Source organism: Paenibacillus sp. IHBB 3054 (assembly GCF_051594305.1).
Lineage (GTDB): Bacteria > Bacillota > Bacilli > Paenibacillales > Paenibacillaceae > Paenibacillus_AQ.
On sequence record NZ_JBOFBG010000012.1, the window covers coordinates 46,427 to 63,168 of the forward strand.

General features: G+C 49.6%; 18 protein-coding genes. 11 read left to right on the forward strand and 7 right to left on the reverse strand.

All coding sequences use genetic code 11. The features are described 5' to 3' along the window. Window positions 1–15: 15 nt before the first annotated feature. Window positions 16–576, forward strand: coding sequence for a GNAT family N-acetyltransferase (locus ACQ76X_RS15355; RefSeq protein WP_438494903.1), 561 nt, complete (start codon window positions 16–18; stop codon window positions 574–576). 154 nt (window positions 577–730) lie between these two features. On the opposite strand, the gene ACQ76X_RS15360 is transcribed toward ACQ76X_RS15355, so the two are convergent. The 4 genes from ACQ76X_RS15360 to ACQ76X_RS15375 form a co-directional block, all read right to left on the reverse strand. After that, window positions 731–1,690, reverse strand: coding sequence for an alpha/beta fold hydrolase (locus tag ACQ76X_RS15360; protein WP_438494904.1), 960 nt, complete (start codon window positions 1,688–1,690; stop codon window positions 731–733). Window positions 1,691–1,979: 289 nt separating this feature from the next. Beyond that, complete coding sequence (locus ACQ76X_RS15365; protein WP_438494905.1) at window positions 1,980–2,948, reverse strand: type I phosphomannose isomerase catalytic subunit; 969 nt, start codon at window positions 2,946–2,948, stop codon at window positions 1,980–1,982. Window positions 2,949–3,053: 105 nt separating this feature from the next. Next, a complete protein-coding gene (locus ACQ76X_RS15370; RefSeq protein ID WP_438494906.1) occupies window positions 3,054–3,659 on the reverse strand; it encodes a class I SAM-dependent methyltransferase in 606 nt (201 codons plus the stop codon). Next, a complete protein-coding gene (locus ACQ76X_RS15375) occupies window positions 3,659–4,612 on the reverse strand; it encodes a TIGR01212 family radical SAM protein (RefSeq protein WP_038587243.1) in 954 nt (317 codons plus the stop codon). Before ACQ76X_RS15375 ends, ACQ76X_RS15370 begins: the two co-directional genes overlap by 1 nt. A 353-nt stretch (window positions 4,613–4,965) precedes the next feature. Between ACQ76X_RS15375 and ACQ76X_RS15380 the strand changes: the two genes are divergently transcribed. Continuing rightward, on the forward strand, window positions 4,966–5,148 hold the full coding sequence (locus ACQ76X_RS15380; RefSeq protein ID WP_038587245.1) for a hypothetical protein: 183 nt from the start codon (window positions 4,966–4,968) through the stop codon (window positions 5,146–5,148). A gap of 230 nt (window positions 5,149–5,378) precedes the next feature. Further along, complete coding sequence (gene trmB, locus ACQ76X_RS15385; protein WP_341377624.1) at window positions 5,379–6,095, forward strand: tRNA (guanosine(46)-N7)-methyltransferase TrmB; 717 nt, start codon at window positions 5,379–5,381, stop codon at window positions 6,093–6,095. Between the two features lie 111 nt (window positions 6,096–6,206). Here the strand turns inward: trmB and ACQ76X_RS15390 are convergent, their stop codons facing one another. Further along, complete coding sequence (locus ACQ76X_RS15390; protein WP_438494907.1) at window positions 6,207–7,322, reverse strand: MGDG synthase family glycosyltransferase; 1,116 nt, start codon at window positions 7,320–7,322, stop codon at window positions 6,207–6,209. 56 nt (window positions 7,323–7,378) lie between these two features. Then, the gene (locus ACQ76X_RS15395) at window positions 7,379–7,906 is read right to left on the reverse strand and encodes a phosphatase PAP2 family protein (RefSeq protein WP_438494908.1); all 528 of its coding nucleotides are present in this window, start codon (window positions 7,904–7,906) and stop codon (window positions 7,379–7,381) included. A gap of 413 nt (window positions 7,907–8,319) precedes the next feature. Between ACQ76X_RS15395 and ACQ76X_RS15400 the strand changes: the two genes are divergently transcribed. The 4 genes from ACQ76X_RS15400 (at window position 8,320) to rplT (ending at window position 10,981) form a co-directional block, all read left to right on the forward strand. Further along, window positions 8,320–9,558 carry a glycosyltransferase family 2 protein gene (locus ACQ76X_RS15400; RefSeq protein ID WP_438494909.1) on the forward strand — a complete coding sequence of 413 codons (1,239 nt, stop codon included), beginning with the start codon at window positions 8,320–8,322 and terminating at the stop codon, window positions 9,556–9,558. Window positions 9,559–9,834: 276 nt separating this feature from the next. Further along, window positions 9,835–10,332 carry a translation initiation factor IF-3 gene (gene infC / locus ACQ76X_RS15405; protein ID WP_038587254.1) on the forward strand — a complete coding sequence of 166 codons (498 nt, stop codon included), beginning with the start codon at window positions 9,835–9,837 and terminating at the stop codon, window positions 10,330–10,332. Window positions 10,333–10,388: 56 nt separating this feature from the next. Then, window positions 10,389–10,589 carry a 50S ribosomal protein L35 gene (gene rpmI / locus ACQ76X_RS15410; protein ID WP_036696104.1) on the forward strand — a complete coding sequence of 67 codons (201 nt, stop codon included), beginning with the start codon at window positions 10,389–10,391 and terminating at the stop codon, window positions 10,587–10,589. 32 nt (window positions 10,590–10,621) lie between these two features. Continuing rightward, on the forward strand, window positions 10,622–10,981 hold the full coding sequence (rplT, locus tag ACQ76X_RS15415) for a 50S ribosomal protein L20 (RefSeq protein ID WP_038587257.1): 360 nt from the start codon (window positions 10,622–10,624) through the stop codon (window positions 10,979–10,981). A gap of 117 nt (window positions 10,982–11,098) precedes the next feature. Here the strand turns inward: rplT and ACQ76X_RS15420 are convergent, their stop codons facing one another. Further along, a complete protein-coding gene (locus ACQ76X_RS15420; protein WP_438494910.1) occupies window positions 11,099–11,641 on the reverse strand; it encodes an acyl-CoA thioesterase in 543 nt (180 codons plus the stop codon). A 309-nt stretch (window positions 11,642–11,950) separates the two neighbouring features. Between ACQ76X_RS15420 and ACQ76X_RS15425 the strand changes: the two genes are divergently transcribed. The 4 genes from ACQ76X_RS15425 (at window position 11,951) to ACQ76X_RS15440 (ending at window position 16,689) form a co-directional block, all read left to right on the forward strand. After that, window positions 11,951–12,952 carry a BMP family lipoprotein gene (locus ACQ76X_RS15425; protein ID WP_038587261.1) on the forward strand — a complete coding sequence of 334 codons (1,002 nt, stop codon included), beginning with the start codon at window positions 11,951–11,953 and terminating at the stop codon, window positions 12,950–12,952. Between the two features lie 175 nt (window positions 12,953–13,127). Further along, window positions 13,128–14,666 (forward strand): ABC transporter ATP-binding protein, encoded by a 1,539-nt coding sequence (locus ACQ76X_RS15430; RefSeq protein WP_438494911.1) that lies wholly within the window; start codon window positions 13,128–13,130, stop codon window positions 14,664–14,666. Further along, window positions 14,659–15,732 carry an ABC transporter permease gene (locus ACQ76X_RS15435; protein ID WP_038587265.1) on the forward strand — a complete coding sequence of 358 codons (1,074 nt, stop codon included), beginning with the start codon at window positions 14,659–14,661 and terminating at the stop codon, window positions 15,730–15,732. The genes ACQ76X_RS15430 and ACQ76X_RS15435 overlap by 8 nt, the downstream gene beginning before the upstream one ends. Continuing rightward, entirely contained in the window at window positions 15,733–16,689 is a 957-nt protein-coding gene (locus ACQ76X_RS15440) for an ABC transporter permease (protein WP_438494912.1), read from the forward strand. It begins immediately after the preceding gene. Window positions 16,690–16,742 lie beyond the last annotated feature (53 nt).

Sequence of the window (16,742 nt, forward strand, 5' to 3'; positions counted from 1 at the left end):
AGGATTCTTCCGGCCATGAGTAAGCAACCTCCGGTCAGATTGACTTTGTATGAAGAGAAGCTGCGGGAAGGACTGCTGGCGTTTCAGCTTCCTGCGGAGCAGGCTGAATTCACCGGCTTGCCTGAGGAGACTATAGATGGTGCCTTGCAGGACGAGGGGAAGGTTCCGGTTGTTATTGTGGCTGGAGAAAAGCCGGTGGGATTTTTTATCCTGCATACAGGAGCGGGTATCGCCGACTTCTACAATCATTGGTCCGAAGCGTTGCTGCTGCGTGCGTTCCTTGTTGACTATGCCAGCCAGGGACAAGGGTTTGCCAAGGCTGCAATGGCTTTGCTGCCGGGTTTTGTCCGTATTCATTTTCCGGCAGTCCGTGAGGTAGTGCTGGCTGTGAACGAGCGCAATCTCCCGGCTGGGCATCTGTACCTGCGTGCTGGTTTTCGGGATTACGGTCTGCGCCGTAACGGTGCAAAAGGATCGCAGATGATTCTGCAGTATTCACTTGAGGAATTCAGCGCAGGTTCTGGCGGGGGCATGAACAACGGGGACGGCTGCGGGAGCGGCTGCTCGAGAGCATGACCCGCAGTCCGCTGCTTTTGCAACGTTCTCAACGGAGTGTCCGTTACATTATTCTGTTTGTTTATATGCTGGACTTTCGACGGCTTGACTAAAAATTTACACACAAAAAAAACAGGCATTCCATTATTTCTGGAATGCCTGTTTTTGATCGCTTTTATATTGCATTCGACTGAAGCAGAGAGTCGGCAGGGAGGTGCCGGACCAGCCAGTCTAACACGTCTGCTGTGACCTCGTTATGATTCACTTCGTTCAGCATTTCATGTCTGCCTTCCGGATACAGCCTGTACTCCACATCGCTTAATCCTTGCTCCTTGTAGATGCTGGCTAATCGCAGCACACCTTGCCCCTGCATGCCCACAGGGTCCTTGGCTCCGGAGAACAGATACACTGGCTTATTCTTGCATAATGTCAGCAGTGTTTCGCGGGACTGGATTTCGCGCAGCAGCCGGAAGAAATCCCGGAAGAAGCGGGTGGTGCAGATCGCGCCGCAGAAAGGATCGGCGATGTAACGGTCCACCTCCTGCGTGTCACTGCTCAGCCAGTCAAAAGCCGTTCTTACCGGAGAGAAGGAACGGTTGTAAGGGCCGAATACGAGGCCGTTCAGCATTACGCTGCGATGAAGGGCTCCCTGCAGTCTGAACTGCATCCAGGCCAGTGTTTCCCCGGCTCTCAGCATATTGCGCGGACCATTGGTGCCGCTGAGAATAAAGCCGGCGTATATCTCATTGCCATGCTCACACATCAGCTTCTGTGCCAGGAAGGAGCTCATGCTGTGGGCGAGCAGGAAGATCGGCAGACCTTCATGCCGGGAAGAGGCAATCCCGGCAAGCTGCAGCATATCGCGCCGCATCCAGTAGAATCCGTTCTCCCCGGTATCGCCAAGCAGGTTCACCTTCCCGGCAGTTTTGCCGTGACCACGGTGATCATTGGCATAAACCGCATATCCGGCCCCAGTGAGCGCTAATGCGAAGCGGGTATAACGTGCAGCCGTCTCACACATGCCATGCGCAATTTGCACGATGCCCCTGACCGGAGCTTCTGGCTCCGGCAGCCATTCGTACACATGAATATTCACGCCGAGGGGATCGGTCATTGTAAAGCTGTTTTCTTGCATTATCCTGCCCTCCTAAAAGTTTGTAAAACATCTGCTTCCTTGATCATACGCCGTACCCACTCCGCTCTAAAGCATTAGCTTGTTATGTGAGTGATACATCTGAGTATTGTAGGAATCGCTGATACAGCTCTTTATCGGAAAGAGTAACGAGAGAAAATCCCGCTTTACACTGATTCCCTGCTGCGGGAGTCTTAGTCTAATGGAACAGACGAAAGCGGAACCTACGGCTGATCTTAGTTCTCGACTTCTGGCTTCCGCTTAACCTCTAGTTGCCTTATAAGTATGAACTTTAGGGCAAATAAGAACGCAGCACGGTAGAGTGACCTTCGATTCCGTAAGCGCCAAGGGTTGCCGGAAGCAGATAACATTCCCCTGCTGCATAAGGCTGGGAACCGCCTTCCCACGTCAGGTGTCCGCTGCCTTCGCAGATGACGAGAATGGTGAAGCTGTCCGGAGTCGTGGCAAGCTCCCATTGTCCGTTTACGAGGCCTTTTTCAACGATGAAATAAGGAGAGGAGGCGATTTGCAGCCATTCTCCGGGAACGGCGCCGTCTGTCTTCATAGAGGTGGCTCCAGCACCTTCATAGGCGGTTACATTCAAAGAATCCTCAATATGAAGCTCACGCGGCTTGCCGTCCAGACCCGGACGGTCATAATCATAAATCCGGTATGTAGTGTCAGAGTTTTGCTGGATTTCGGCAACAACGACTCCTGCGCAGAGAGCGTGAACGGTGCCCGCAGGAATATAGAAGGAATCCCCGGCAGAGACGGTAATCTCCTGAAGACTGTCCATAACGGTTCCATTCTCCAGTGCATCACGCAGTGTTTCCCTGGTGACATTTTCTTTTAGGCCGTAAATGATCTTGGCACCCGGCTTGGCATCCAGCACGTACCACATTTCTGTCTTGCCCAGTTCACCCTTCGGCAAGCCTGCATAATCATCTGTAGGATGCACTTGCACGGAAAGGTTGTCATTGCAGTCCAGCAGCTTGATCAGCAGGGGGAATCTTCCGCCTTCTTCGCTGATGCCTTTGCTGCCGAACCATTCCTGTCCGAATTGCTCACGGATTTGATCGAGACCCTGTCCGGCGAGTTCGCCGTTTACGACGGAAGAGGTGCCGTTCGGGTGATCGGCGATCATCCAGCCTTCGCCAATATGGCCCTCCGGCAGTTCGAGCCCGAATTTCTCCAGCGCGCGGCCGCCCCAGACGCGTTCTTTAAACTCCGGCTGAAATTTTAAAGGATATGGTTTTGTCATCACAACATCTTCCTTCCAATTTGTAATATTTACTTGCTTCTGTTACTTGCAGCGTGTGAGTTTCGTGACCTGAATGCCAAAATGACCGATCTTGCTCATTGCTATTTAGGCTTCAGTTCCTTTTTTCTTCTCTACGGCTATCACGTAGGGAGCGGAAGACCGCTGCAGCTGGCGGTACACAATGCTCTGCGCCTCCTGCTGGGCAAGCCCTGCCGCCCATGACTCTACGGCGGAGGCTTCGCGGTCTCCGCCGTCATGGCCCGGGTAGAGCACCGCCGTGACGATGCCGCCCGGGCGCAGCAGCGAGAGCGCGGCCTCCAAGGCGGCCAGCGTGCTCTCCGGCTCGGTGATGATGGTCTTGTCGGCATCGCCGGAAGGCAGGTAGCCGAGGTTGAACATCACCGCCGACACCGTTCCGCGCCACTCCGGCGGAACGGCTTCCGCCATCGCTGCATGGCTGCGCTGCAGCAGCGTCACGGGAGAAAGCGCTGACGGCGCTTCCTCCCGGGCCAGCCGCAGGCGCTCTTCCGCAAGCTTCAGCGCCGCAGGCTGAATGTCGAAGCCGTACACCCCGCCTCGCAGCCCTGCCGCCTTGGCGAGGAACAGCGTATCGGCACCGGTGCCCACGGTGGCGTCAATGGCTCTGCCGCCGGACATTAGGCGCTCGGCGGTTAATTTATGAGCAAAGCTAAGGACGGACATAAAGCCCATTAGCTCTTCCTCCAGTACTTACCCTGCCAGGTGTCGCGTGCAACCAGTTCATCATCAATTGCGTTCAGCACTTCCCATTTCTTAAGGCTCCACATGGGCCCGATCAGCAGATCGCGCGGGGCATCCCCAGTAAGACGATGAACAATCATCTCCGGCGGCAGGATTTCCAGCGAGTCGGCGATCAGCTTGACATATTCGTCCTGCTCCAAAAAGCGCAGCAGGCCGGCCTCATATTGCTTGACCATCGGCGTTTTGCGCATGAGATGCAGCAGATGGATTTTGATGCCCTGAACACCCATGCGGGCAACGGCCGAAACGGTTTCCAGCATCATTTCATGCGTTTCCTGCGGAAGCCCGTGGATAATATGGGTACAGACGCGGATGCCGTGACGGCGCAGCTTCTCGACAGCCTCGACATAACACTTGGTATCATGGGCGCGGTTGATCAGTTCGGAGGTGGAATCATGAATGGTCTGCAGACCCATCTCCACCCACAGGTACGTACGCTGGTTCAGCTCGGCGAGATATTCGACGACATCATCCGGCAGGCAATCCGGACGTGTGGCTATGGCAAGTCCGACCACACCCGGCTGCTGCAGAATCACTTCATAATATTCTCTCAGCTCCTCGACCGGAGCGTACGTATTGGTGTAGGCCTGGAAATAACCGATATACTTTGCATTCGGCCATTTCAGATGCTGTCTGTCGCGCACATTGTTGAACTGGGTAACCAGATCATCGCGGCGGCTTCCGGCGAAATCGCCTGAGCCTCTGGCGCTGCAGAAGGTGCAGCCTCCTTTGGCGATAGAGCCGTCACGGTTAGGGCAGGTAAAACCGGCGTCGAGCATTACTTTGAATACCTTGGTATCCATCTGTTCGCGCATTTCGTAGTTCCAGGTATGAAATCGTTTATCTCCCCACAGCAGTGGAGAAGAGGTCTCTAGAAGACTCAACAGGTGCAGCTCCTCTCTTAAATATAAGAACGTTTATTTTTAGGGCTGAATGAATGTTTTCCCCCTGAAGTTATCCTTATATTGTCGCTAAAATGACGGTGTTCCGGAAAGGCAACGTAGAGCCATTTTATTTTAACCTATCCATTGTATCAAAAAACAGTGCTCAGCGTAACATTGGCACCTGCGGAATCCGTGAAAAAAAGGCTAAAAATAAAGGGTTTTCACTTGTTAATGCTTACACATTATGTTATATTTAAATTGTAAAAAACCTGATACAGCAAGCATAATCTTCATTTATTGAATTCATAATTTCGTGTCGTCCGATCCATAATAAAACCCAAGAGGTGATCACGATGAATTCTCAAACATCATATGCCGAAGGCAAAGGCTCCATTGATGTGCAATTGACTCCTGATGAAGCGCTCGCGCTTACGGGTGTGGAGTTTAATGGCAACCATAAGATTAAGACAGAAGCGCAGCGCAAGATCAGAAATGCGTTCGAGAAGAAATTTGATTTTAATACACCGGCAAGGTAGACTATGAACTGTTGAACTAGTGGACCCCAATTCCAAATACAACATAAAGGGAATTCTCCGGCGGATTTTTTGCCCCCGTCGGAGAATTCCCTTTTCCTTTTTGGCAAATATATGTAGAAAAAGACGGAATCAGCATCTCTTCACTGAAATCCCTTTACTTTTGCAGATAAGTTCGGCACAATATTGCAAGTGATAGTTATTGTAATAAGTGAATAAGCGGAGGAATACCTATGCGTTTACGCGGAAGAAAAGGAATACGTGAAAGCCTGGAGGAACAGACCGATCTGGTAATCCTCGATCCACGCAGCCTCAAGGGGCGGTGGTCTGAATTGTTCGGCAACGATCATCCGATTCATGTGGAATTCGGAATGGGCAAAGGACAGTTCATTAGTCAAATGAGCTTCAAATATCCCGATATTAATTTTATCGGCGTTGATATGTACGATGAATTGATCCGCCGCGCGGCTGAGAAAGCCCGTTTGGTGTGGGAGCCGGCAGGACATGAGACGCCGCCTAACCTCAGAGTGGCACTCGCCAATATTAACTACGCGGAGGAAGTGTTTGCTCCAGGAGAGCTGGAACGTATCTATCTGAACTTCAGCGATCCTTGGCCGAAGAGCAAGCATGCCCGCCGCCGCCTGACGCATCCGCGTTTTCTTGACAAATACCGCGGGTTACTCAGTCCGCTGGGGGAAATTCATCTGAAGACGGATTCCCGGAGCCTGTTTGAGTTCTCCCTTAATGCATTTGCCGACTATGGCCTGCAAATGAAGAATATCTCTCTCGACCTGCATGCGGACGGTGTCATTAATGAGGAGCATGTCATGACGGAATATGAGACCAAATTTTACGGCCGTGGCGTCAATATCCAACGCTGCGAAGCGATTGTCGGGGCAGAGGCGCTGGAGCGGTATCAGGCCACCCGGCTGGACAAATACCGGCTGTAGAACAGTTAGTGCCGATTTATGTCTTCAACAAAGCAGAAGCATACAAAAATGGCAGTCCAAGGAGAAATTCCCGGACTGCCATTTTTATATGTCCCCTTGTTCTTGTGAATGTTATTCGAGCATATCAATAATGCTCTGGGCGCTTTGCAGCGGATGAAACCTGGCGATCTCTTCCAAATGGTTTTTTCGCTTGGCCTGTACGTCCTCATAGTTGTAGAGCAGCCGCTCCATCCATTTGTCGACTACATCCAGCGATGAAATCGGTTCTCCAAGACCTGCAGCCGTGAAGTAGCGGCAGTTCTCCTCTTCCTGACCTGGCAGGGGGTGATGGAAGAGCATGGGAATACCCTTGGCCAGCCCTTCGCTGCAGGTCATTCCTCCTGGCTTGGTAACGAGCAGATCGGATACCTCCATCAGCTTGTCAATCTCGCGGGTAAACCCAATCAGGGAGATATTGGGATGAATGTACCGGTGGTCCTCGTTCATCTCACTCAGCAGTTTATCATTCGTGCCGAGACAAAAGACAATCTGGACTTTCTCCCGCCAGCTCGCCAGTGCTTCGTTTACGACCTCATCGTTCATCATGCCCCAGCCCCCGCCCATAACCATAACCGTCGGCAAGTCCTGCAGGCCGAACTGCTCCAGAATTTCCGCTCTTCCGGGATGTTCCCAGAAGTTGGGGTGAACCGGCATGCCGGTAACCTGGACTTTGGCGGCGGATACGTTTCGCCGGCGCAGCTTGGCTTTGACCTCCGGAGTGGACACCAGATACCGGTCTACCTCAGGGCTGATCCAGGTGGCATGGGCATCATAATCCGTGATCACCGTAACGAGCGGCGCTTTGAAGGTCGGATCCAGCCGTTTCAGGCGGGATACCACAGCGCTGGGAATAAAGTGGGTGCAGACGATAATATCGGGCCTCAGCTGCTTCACAATATTTTGCGTATGTGTATAAAATAAGCGGTGCAAGGCAAGCGTGGTAAGACGATTAAATGATTTCTGGTGACGGTACACGTACCCCATCAAGCGGGGCTGGGTCGTCACTGTTTTGCGGTATGCCGATACAACAAGAGGCGCCAGCTTTGGATTCAGGAAATTCCCTAGCTCCAGCACCTTGGTTTGCACTTGGGGCGATAACTTACGCAGACTGCTCGACAGTGCGTAAGCTGCCTGCGTATGCCCTGCGCCAAAACCTTCCGACAGCAATAAAACTCTTTTTTTGCGCAATGTTGGATTCACCTGTTCCCGGATGGATTTCGCCGATATGACTTGTGATGCAGGCTTCAGATCCATAAAACAACGGTGCCTGCCGCAACGCCAGTGCCGATAACCGCTCCTGCAAGAACGTCAGAAGGATAATGCAGTCCCAAATAAATGCGGGAGAAACCGACAATAGCGGCCAGAGGCAGCAGGAAAACGGTCAAGGCAGGGTAAGCCGCCATATAAGGTACCGTTGAGGCGAAGATAGCTGTAGTATGACCTGATGGAAAAGAATGATCTTTAAGCGGATTGTGAAACGTATTCGTTCCCGGCAGCGCCAGATAAGGACGTATGCGCGGGTATAACTTTTTAGCAACAGCGACGGGCAGGTGGCTGACAGCCAGAGCCGTGAGAGCCTGGAGTCCCGTTGTTCTCAAAGGCTGGGGTGAGAGCGCCCAGATTAGCACATTGATACCGATAGCGCTTGTAGCTCCGCCCAGATGGGTAAGATAGAAAAGCCAAAAGTTCAAAAAAGGGTTGTGCAATCGTCCATTGATCCACTTGAAAATTTGCCGTTCCCAGAGATGTAGTTTCATGAATAAATGTTTCATACTTTGTCCCTCCGATAGTCCGGCTGAGGATAATAAACGCAGCAGCAGCCACTCGATCCAAGACCTGAAAGCTGTCTTTATCATACGTTTTTAAAGCAGTCCATTTCAAGAAAAAGCTCGGTTAAGGTCGGAAAATGCCAGTTTTGACTTAACAACCCCTTACACCTTACAATGATTCAAGTAGGCTAAACATGTTTATAAGGTTACAGAGAATTGAGGAGTCCGCCATTTGGTATCTCTATAACATCTTTATAAACGGGATAGATATAAATTGAAGCCTACTCCACAAAAAGGGGAAACTCTTGGTCTACTGTAAGGAATGCAACAAAAGGGTCAGAAAGAACGTTTAATAAGACAGAGAGAGAAAAAAGAAAAAAGCACACCAAGAGTGAAAAAGGGGGCATCAAAAGATCATGACAGACGCATTGTTTGTTACGCTCCAAGTGATCTTGGCGGCAATCGCAGTCTATCAGTTCACATTATCGTTGTTTGGACTGCGCAAGAAAAAGAATAAGGTACAGTTCGGGCCGGAAAAATCATTTGCTGTATTGGTTGCCGCGCACAACGAGGAAGAAGTCGTCGGCGCATTGATGGAGAATTTGAAACAGCTTAATTATCCCCAAGAGTTGTACGATGTATTTGTCATCTGCGACAATTGTACAGACGGCACCGCAAGAATTGTGCGCGAGCACGGAATGAATGCCTGTGTCCGCACCAATACCAACCTTCGGGGCAAGGGTTATGCAATCGAATGGATGCTCAAGGAACTATGGGCGATGCCGAGACAGTATGATGCAGTTGTCATGTTCGACGCCGACAACCTTGCGCATACCGAATTCCTCACAGAGATGAATAATGATCTCTGCGCAGGCGGGCGCGTAATTCAAGGCTATATTGATACGAAGAATCCGGAGGATTCATGGATTACTGCTGCATACGGCGTATCTTACTGGTACATCAACCGCTTGTGGCAGCTGTCGCGCCATAATTTGAAGATGGCCAACTTCCTGGGCGGAACCGGCATGTGCTTCGAAACCAATCTGCTTAAAGAGATGGGCTGGGGAGCAACAAGCCTTGTCGAGGATTTGGAGTTTACGATGCGCAGCGCATCCAAAGGCGTATTCCCAAAATTCAACTATGATGCCAAGGTATTTGATGAGAAGCCGCTTACGTTCAAAGCATCCTCCAGACAGCGGCTGCGCTGGATGCAAGGACACTTTACAGTGGCCCGCCGCTACTTCTTCCCTTTGCTGTGGCAAGCTATTAAAGAACGCAGCCTGACGAAGCTTGATCTCGCGCTATATGGGGTGAATGTCTACATCGTGCTACTGACGTTCCTGATGACAGCTGTAATGTGGGTAGACACTTCGCTGCTTAATGGTCCGCATATTGCCAATATTTACGGTTATTTGCCGTTCTGGCTCAGCTTCTTTGCAGTCGGCGCCAATATTATCACCTTCCTGCTGGCCATGGCGCTGGAGAAGGTCAAGTTCAAAAAAGTGTATCTTTACCTGCTGGTCTTTCCGGTGTATCTGCTTTCCTGGTATCCAATTACGTTCTATGCCTTCTTCACGCAGAACAACAAGCAATGGAGCCATACCAAGCATACGCGTGTCGTGCGGCTTGAGGAAGTTCAGAGCAAGCAAGGATAAGCCCGGATTTTCACAAAAGAACATGTTGACACTCCTTGCGGAGTATTGTATAGTATTCAAGTATGCAAAACATAGGGATTGCAAGCAGAAGCACCGGCTTCTCACCTGACTGGCAAATACGCCAGCTGGTTTTGATCTCAATGCTTTATGAATGGTTATAATTCATGAACGTTGATCAAACGGGGTGTCGGGGAGTTACCGGCATCCCTTTTTTATGGAGAACCGTAAATAATTGTAAAGTAGATCCGGAGGTGGAGTATTATCAGTAAGGAACATATGATCAATGATGAAATTCGGGCCAAAGAGGTTCGGTTGGTTGGAGCGGAAGGCGAGCAAATCGGAATTAAGCCGATCCGCGAAGCGTTGCAAATGGCGATTGATCTTAATCTTGATTTAGTCAACGTAGCACCGCAGGCGAAACCGCCGGTATGCCGCATCATGGATTACGGCAAGTTCCGTTATGAAACACAGAAGAAAGAGAAGGAAGCACGTAAGAACCAGAAGATCGTGGATCTTAAAGAAGTATGGTTCCGTGCCAACATTGAGGAACATGATTATCAAACCAAGTTCCGCAATGTGATTAAGTTCCTGGGCGAAGGCGATAAAGTGAAGTGCTCCGTTCGTTTCCGCGGACGTGAGATTACCCACGCTAGCATCGGCCAGAAGATCCTGGAACGTGTTAAGACCGAAGTGGAAGATATCTCTGTTGTTGAGCGCCAGCCTAAGCTGGAAGGCCGCAGCATGATTATGATTCTGGCTCCTAAAGCCCAATAATTTGGAGTCACTTGCACAGCAATTTGGCGCCGCATAATATTCAAGGAGGAAACACCATGCCTAAAATGAAAACACATAGCAGCCTGAAAGGCCGCTTCAAAATTACCGGAACTGGTAAAGTACTGCGTTACAAAGCTCACAAGAACCACTTGCTGTCCCACAAATCGAAACGCGCTAAACGCGTATTGAACGGCAATCCAGTAATGGCCCCTGGGGATGTAAGACGTTTGAAACAAGGACTCGCTAACTTGAAATAGTTTTATCACACATTTTTGGGAGGTTTATTAATATGGCAAGAGTTAAAGGCGGATTTGTAGTTCGTCGTAGACATAAAAAAGTGTTGAAATTGGCAAAGGGTTATTTCGGTTCCAAGCACCGCATTTTCAAAACAGCTAACGAGCAAGTAATGAAATCGATGGTTTACGCATACCGTGACCGTCGTCAAACTAAACGTAACTTCCGCAGACTGTGGATCGTTCGTATTAACGCAGCAGCTCGTTTGAACGGCCTGTCCTACAGCAAGCTTGTATTCGGCCTTAAATTGGCTGGCGTAGAAGTGAACCGTAAAATGCTGGCTGACCTGGCAGTAAACGATCTTAACGCATTCAACTCCCTGGCTGTTGTAGCCAAAGAGAAGATCAACGCGTAAGAGGAATAAATAAACCGAAAAGCACCACCTGCGGGTGGTGCTTTTTTTGCGCGGCGACATTCAGAAAAGCCCCCTGCCGGCCAGATTCTGTAAGGTAGGGGGCTTGCAGTAGAAATTTTATTCCCAGTACTTGGTGGTACTCAATTGTGAAGCCAGCTTTTTGCTGTTTGTCCGTCTTAGTTTGCGCAGCTCTGAACGTTCATTGGCAGATTCGCTGATCAGCTTCTCTTCATCGGTCTCGGGGATAATAGCCGGAACTGGAGCGGGTGTGCCATCCTCATGCACCGCTACAAAGGTCAGGAATGACGTAGCGGCGACAACGCGCTCGCCTGTGTATAAGTTCTCCGAGATAATCTTCACAAACACCTCGATACTTGTGCGTCCTGTCCAGGAGACGAAGGATTCGAAGCACACGGAGTCCGTAGGTCTGATTGGCAGAAGAAAGTCAACGGAGTCAGCAGAGGCGGTTACCACATTCGTGCGGCAATGGCGCATAGCCGAGATGGAGGCAACCTCATCAATGGTGCTCATCAGCTTGCCGCCAAACAGGGTTTTGTGGTTGTTGACATCATTCGGGAAGACGCGGCCGGTTTTGAACACGCGGGATTCACGGCTGTATTTAAAGGCGGGCGCGTCTTGTGGGGTGTTTTGTTCATCCATATTTTTCAGTACTCCCTTTTCATGCAAGATATAAACAATCATGATAATAGAAAACACATTTGTGTGCAATAATATTTATAAGGTTATAGGAATATGTTTAACTATTTAGAGCTTTTCTAACATCAAATAGACATAAATATAACACTTTGTGTCAGGGAAAGCGTTTTCTTGGTGAAAAATGCAAATTATTATTGACCTGAGGTCATTTATAGACTGGATTTTAGGTTTTTTTACAGTTATAATTTGATCTAATGGTATGTCCAAGCAGAACACAGAAGACATCCAATTTCTTAAGGGGGATCACATTCGATGAAAAAGGTTTTCAAATTGTCGCTCGTTATGTTGATGGCAACCAGTGTCATTTTGGCAGGTTGCGGTAACAAAAAGGACGGCGCATCCGACGTTAAGGTAGGGCTGGTTACAGACGTAGGCGGGGTAAACGATAAATCGTTTAACCAATCTGCCTGGGAAGCCCTGGAAGCTCTTAATAAAGAATCCGGTGTGGAAATTAAATATCTGCAAAGTAAAGCCAACGCAGACTATGTGCCAAACCTTAACCAATTCGTAAAAGGCGGCTACGATCTGACTTGGGGGATCGGCTTTGACCTTGGAGACGCTTTGCTGGAAGTAGCTAAAGCCAATCCGGATGCCAAACTGGCAATCATCGATAGCGTTGTAGACGCTCCAAATGTTGAGTCCGTTACTTTCTCTGAAAATGAGGGTTCCTTCCTGGTGGGTGTTGTTGCCGGTTTGACAACTAAAACTAACAAAGTGGCCTTCATAGGCGGTATGGACAGCCCGGTTATCAAACGTTTTGAAGTTGGCTTCACGGCTGGCGTAGAAGCAGTTAATCCTGAAGCAACAGTAACGAATACTTATGCAGGCGCTTATGACAAGCCTGATACAGGTAAATCCCTGGCTGCTACCCTGTACGATGCCGGTAACGACATCATCTTCCCTGCTGCCGGCGCAACTGGCAACGGCGTGTTCAATGAAGCTAAATCCCGCAATGATGCAGGCGGCGATAAAGTATGGGTAATCGGTGTAGACAAAGACCAATCCATAGAATTTGGCGACGATGTAACTTTGACTTCCATGATCAAACGTGTTGACGAAGCAGTTAAGAAAGTTTCCCAACAAGTGGTTGACGGAACATTCAAAGGCGGCACTACAACCGTACTGGGTCTGAAAGACAACGGCGTGGGCCTTCCTGAAACATCAAAAGCCAACGTATCCGAAGAAATTCTGGCTAAAGTTGAGGATTTCAAAAAACAAATCATCGATGGCAAGATTACTGTTCCATCCGAGTAATTGTTGAGATCATACTTGCTGCTTTACCATAAAGTATAAGGAACAAGGCCGGTTCTAAAGCTGGCCTTGTTCCCTGTTAAAAGTTATACATGAACACAGCAGTGCCGCCTCCTCGCAAGGGGCGGTACAGCCGTGTCCGTTTGTCTATTATATATTCTGTGATGAGGGTGATTCCATGAGTGCTGCGGCTCCTGTCGTAGAGTTGAAGCAAATCACAAAACGCTTTCCTGGTATTGTAGCGAACGACTCTATAAGTCTGACGCTGGAAAAGGGGGAGATCCATGCGCTGCTCGGTGAGAACGGTGCAGGCAAGTCCACCTTGATGAATATCGTATTCGGACTATACCAGCCCGATGAAGGCAGCATCGAAATCGACGGGAAACCGGTTATTATCGATAGCCCTAATAAAGCTATTGAGCTTGGCATTGGTATGGTCCACCAACATTTCAAGCTTGTAGAGCCTTTTACGGTCACCGAGAACATTGTTCTGGGCATGGAACCGAAAAAAGGACTTAAAATCGACTATAAATCCGCTTCTGAGCAGGTTCGCAAACTATCGGAGCAATATGGCCTGCAGGTCAATCCGAATGCCAAAATTCATGACATTTCGGTCGGCATGCAGCAGCGGGTAGAGATTATGAAAACCCTGTATCGCGGAGCGGATATACTTATATTCGACGAGCCTACCGCTGTATTGACGCCGCAGGAGATTACTGAGCTTATGGCGATCATGAAGCGGCTCGTTGCAGAGGGCAAATCCATTATTCTAATTACACATAAGCTTAAAGAAATCATGCAGATTTCCGATCGGGTTACAATCATCCGTCGTGGTAAGGTGATTGATACCGTTAAGACTGCCGGGACGAATCCGAATGAGCTGGCCGAAAAAATGGTCGGACGCGGCGTGACATTCAAAGTGGACAAGCAGGCTCCGCATGTGGGATCCAGCGTCCTTAAGCTTTCCAATGTCAGCAGCAAGAGCAAGGATGGCGTATCTGTGCTGAATGGCCTCAGCTTTGAAGTGAAGGCTGGTGAAATCCTTGGGATTGCAGGCGTTGACGGCAATGGACAAAGTGAGCTGATCCAGGCTATCACGGGACTCCGCAAAATTGATTCCGGTTCTATTACCGTATCCGGTAAAGAAATTTCCAACCTGTCTCCACGCAAAATCTCGGAAATGAATGTATCCCATATCCCGGAAGACCGTCATAAACACGGGCTTGTGCTCGATTTCAGTGTAAGTGAAAATATGGTATTGGAAACGTACTACAAGAGTCCTTATAACCAGTCTGGTTTCCTGAAGAAAGACGTAATCAATCAGCATGCCGAGGATTTGGTCAAGCAGTTTGATGTGCGCACGCCTTCGATTGAGAACAAAGCCCGCTCTTTGTCAGGCGGTAATCAGCAAAAAGCGATTATTGCGCGGGAAATAGACAAAAATCCGACACTCCTGATTGCGGCTCAGCCGACACGTGGTCTTGATGTCGGAGCGATTGAGTTCGTGCAGAAACAGCTGATTGCCCAGCGTGATCAGGGCAAAGCCGTGCTGCTGATTTCTTTCGAGCTGGATGAGATTATGAATGTTTCCGACAGAATTGCCGTTATCTATGAAGGGCAAATCGTCGGCGAAGTACTCCCGCAGGATACGAATGACCAGGAACTGGGTCTGATGATGGCGGGCAGCTTGAAGCGGGGAGGAAATGCGGGTGCATAGACTGAAAAAAATCTTTGCGACAGACAGCTATATTGTGCCGATTGTTGCAATCATAATGGGTTTCCTGGTAGGAGCTGTCGTAATGCTGGTCGGCGGATATGACCCTATCCTCGCCTATTCATCCCTGTTCCAGCGTGTATTTGGCAGTGCTTATGATTTCGGCGAGGCAATACGTGAAATGACGCCGCTGATGTTTACCGGGCTTGCCGTAGCATTTGCCTTCCGCTCAGGAATGTTTAACATTGGTGCGGATGGTCAAGTGCTTATCGGTATGACCGCCGCTTCAGTGATCGGTATTAAGCTGGCCGGACTGCCACCATTCCTGCTGGTCCCGCTTGCTGTTATCGCTGCAGGGCTCTGCGGCGGTCTGTGGGCCGGAATAGCCGGATTTCTTAAGGCGAAACGCGGCATTAATGAAGTTATCACTACCATTATGCTGAACTGGATCGCGCTCTATCTGGCAAATTACATTGTCAAAACATTTTTGCTCCTTCCAAAGCAAAACCGTTCGGAGGATATTCCCGCTTCGCTTTCCATGAACTTCTTGAATTCTCTGTTTGATAACGCCCGTCTGCACTGGGGTACAGTTATTGCGCTTGCTGCAGCGCTGTTCTTCTACGTGTACTTATGGAAGACCAAACAGGGATATGAAATGCGTGCGGTTGGACTCAATCCACATGCCGCAGAATATGCCGGGATGAATGTTGGACGCAATGTAGTGAAGGCGATGTTCATCAGTGGCGCTTTCGCCGGGCTGGCGGGAGCAGGTGAGGTACTGGGCGTATTCCACTATCAATCCGTCTTCGCAGCCTCGCCGGGTTATGGATTTGACGGCATCGCCGTCGCGCTTCTTGGACTGACTCATCCGCTTGGAGTCGTACTGGCCGCTATCCTATATGGAATACTGACGTATGGTTCGGCAGGCATGAGCTTTGGAGCAGATGTTCCACCGGACCTGATCCGTATCGTAATCGGTTCAATTATATTCTTTATTGCGGCACAAGGAATTGTCCGCTGGGTGCTTAAACCGTTTTACTTCAAGCGCAAGAAAGAGAAGGTGTTATAGATGGATCTGCAGACGTTAGGACAACTGCTCAATACAACGCTTGTATTCTCCACAGCGCTCATTTTTGCCGCGCTGGGCGGCATCTTCTCTGAACGCTCCGGGGTAGTCAATATCGGTCTTGAAGGTTTGATGATGTTTGGTGCCTTTGCGGCAGCCGTGGGCGGATATTATGCCCAGGATGCCGGAATGGGGGCATGGGCTCCGTGGGTTGGGGTGATTTGCGCTATGGCTGTGGGTGTGATTGGCTCATTGATTCATGCGGTGGCCGCAATTACCTTTAAAGCCGATCAGACGATCAGCGGTACGGTAATTAACTTCCTTGCTGCCGGCAGTACGCTTTATATAGTTAAGCTGCTTTTTGACGGCGCTGGTGAAACACCGCTGCTGGATGGCTTCAAAAAAATACCGGTGCCAGGTCTTTCGAAGATTCCGGTTATTGGCGAAGGGATTTTTAATTCCTATCCGACAACCTATTTGGCGATTGTGCTGGTTATTGTCATTTACTTTGTGCTGTTTAAGACTCCGTTTGGCCTTCGCTTGCGCGCAGTTGGCGAACATCCGAGTGCTGCAGATACGCTGGGTGTCAATGTAAAGCGGATGAGATATATCGGAGTTATGCTGAGTGGCCTGCTGGCCGGTATCGGCGGAGCGACAATTACGCTGACGACTACAGGTACCTTTGGGCACAATACGATCTCCGGTCAAGGTTTTATCGCCATTGCAGCGATGATCTTCGGTAAATGGAATCCGCTTGGTGCATTTGGAGCCGCAGTATTCTTCGGATTCTCCCAGGCTATCCGCAACTACGTGCAGTTGTTTGAATGGTCCAATAGTATCCCTCAGGAATTTATCTTTATGATTCCTTATGTATTGACGATTATAGTACTGGTAAGTGCTGTCGGCCGCTCTTCGGCGCCAAAAGCGCTCGGTGAGCCATACGATCCTAGCAAACGTTAGCCCCGCAGTTGACTTGAATAGTAGTATTATTCAAAAACGCATTTCCGGCTGTT

What these genes read in the sequence shown, in the direction of transcription:
- ACQ76X_RS15355 (WP_438494903.1), top strand. Translation starts at nt 16, where the DNA reads ATGAGTAAGCAACCTCCGGTCAGATTGACTTTGTATGAAGAGAAGCTG.
- ACQ76X_RS15360 (WP_438494904.1), bottom strand. Translation starts at nt 1,690, where the DNA reads ATGCAAGAAAACAGCTTTACAATGACCGATCCCCTCGGCGTGAATATT.
- ACQ76X_RS15365 (WP_438494905.1), bottom strand. Translation starts at nt 2,948, where the DNA reads ATGACAAAACCATATCCTTTAAAATTTCAGCCGGAGTTTAAAGAACGC.
- ACQ76X_RS15370 (WP_438494906.1), bottom strand. Translation starts at nt 3,659, where the DNA reads ATGGGCTTTATGTCCGTCCTTAGCTTTGCTCATAAATTAACCGCCGAG.
- ACQ76X_RS15380 (WP_038587245.1), top strand. Translation starts at nt 4,966, where the DNA reads ATGAATTCTCAAACATCATATGCCGAAGGCAAAGGCTCCATTGATGTG.
- trmB (WP_341377624.1), top strand. Translation starts at nt 5,379, where the DNA reads ATGCGTTTACGCGGAAGAAAAGGAATACGTGAAAGCCTGGAGGAACAG.
- ACQ76X_RS15395 (WP_438494908.1), bottom strand. Translation starts at nt 7,906, where the DNA reads ATGAAACATTTATTCATGAAACTACATCTCTGGGAACGGCAAATTTTC.
- ACQ76X_RS15400 (WP_438494909.1), top strand. Translation starts at nt 8,320, where the DNA reads ATGACAGACGCATTGTTTGTTACGCTCCAAGTGATCTTGGCGGCAATC.
- infC (WP_038587254.1), top strand. Translation starts at nt 9,835, where the DNA reads ATGATCAATGATGAAATTCGGGCCAAAGAGGTTCGGTTGGTTGGAGCG.
- rpmI (WP_036696104.1), top strand. Translation starts at nt 10,389, where the DNA reads ATGCCTAAAATGAAAACACATAGCAGCCTGAAAGGCCGCTTCAAAATT.
- rplT (WP_038587257.1), top strand. Translation starts at nt 10,622, where the DNA reads ATGGCAAGAGTTAAAGGCGGATTTGTAGTTCGTCGTAGACATAAAAAA.
- ACQ76X_RS15420 (WP_438494910.1), bottom strand. Translation starts at nt 11,641, where the DNA reads ATGGATGAACAAAACACCCCACAAGACGCGCCCGCCTTTAAATACAGC.
- ACQ76X_RS15425 (WP_038587261.1), top strand. Translation starts at nt 11,951, where the DNA reads ATGAAAAAGGTTTTCAAATTGTCGCTCGTTATGTTGATGGCAACCAGT.
- ACQ76X_RS15430 (WP_438494911.1), top strand. Translation starts at nt 13,128, where the DNA reads ATGAGTGCTGCGGCTCCTGTCGTAGAGTTGAAGCAAATCACAAAACGC.
- ACQ76X_RS15440 (WP_438494912.1), top strand. Translation starts at nt 15,733, where the DNA reads ATGGATCTGCAGACGTTAGGACAACTGCTCAATACAACGCTTGTATTC.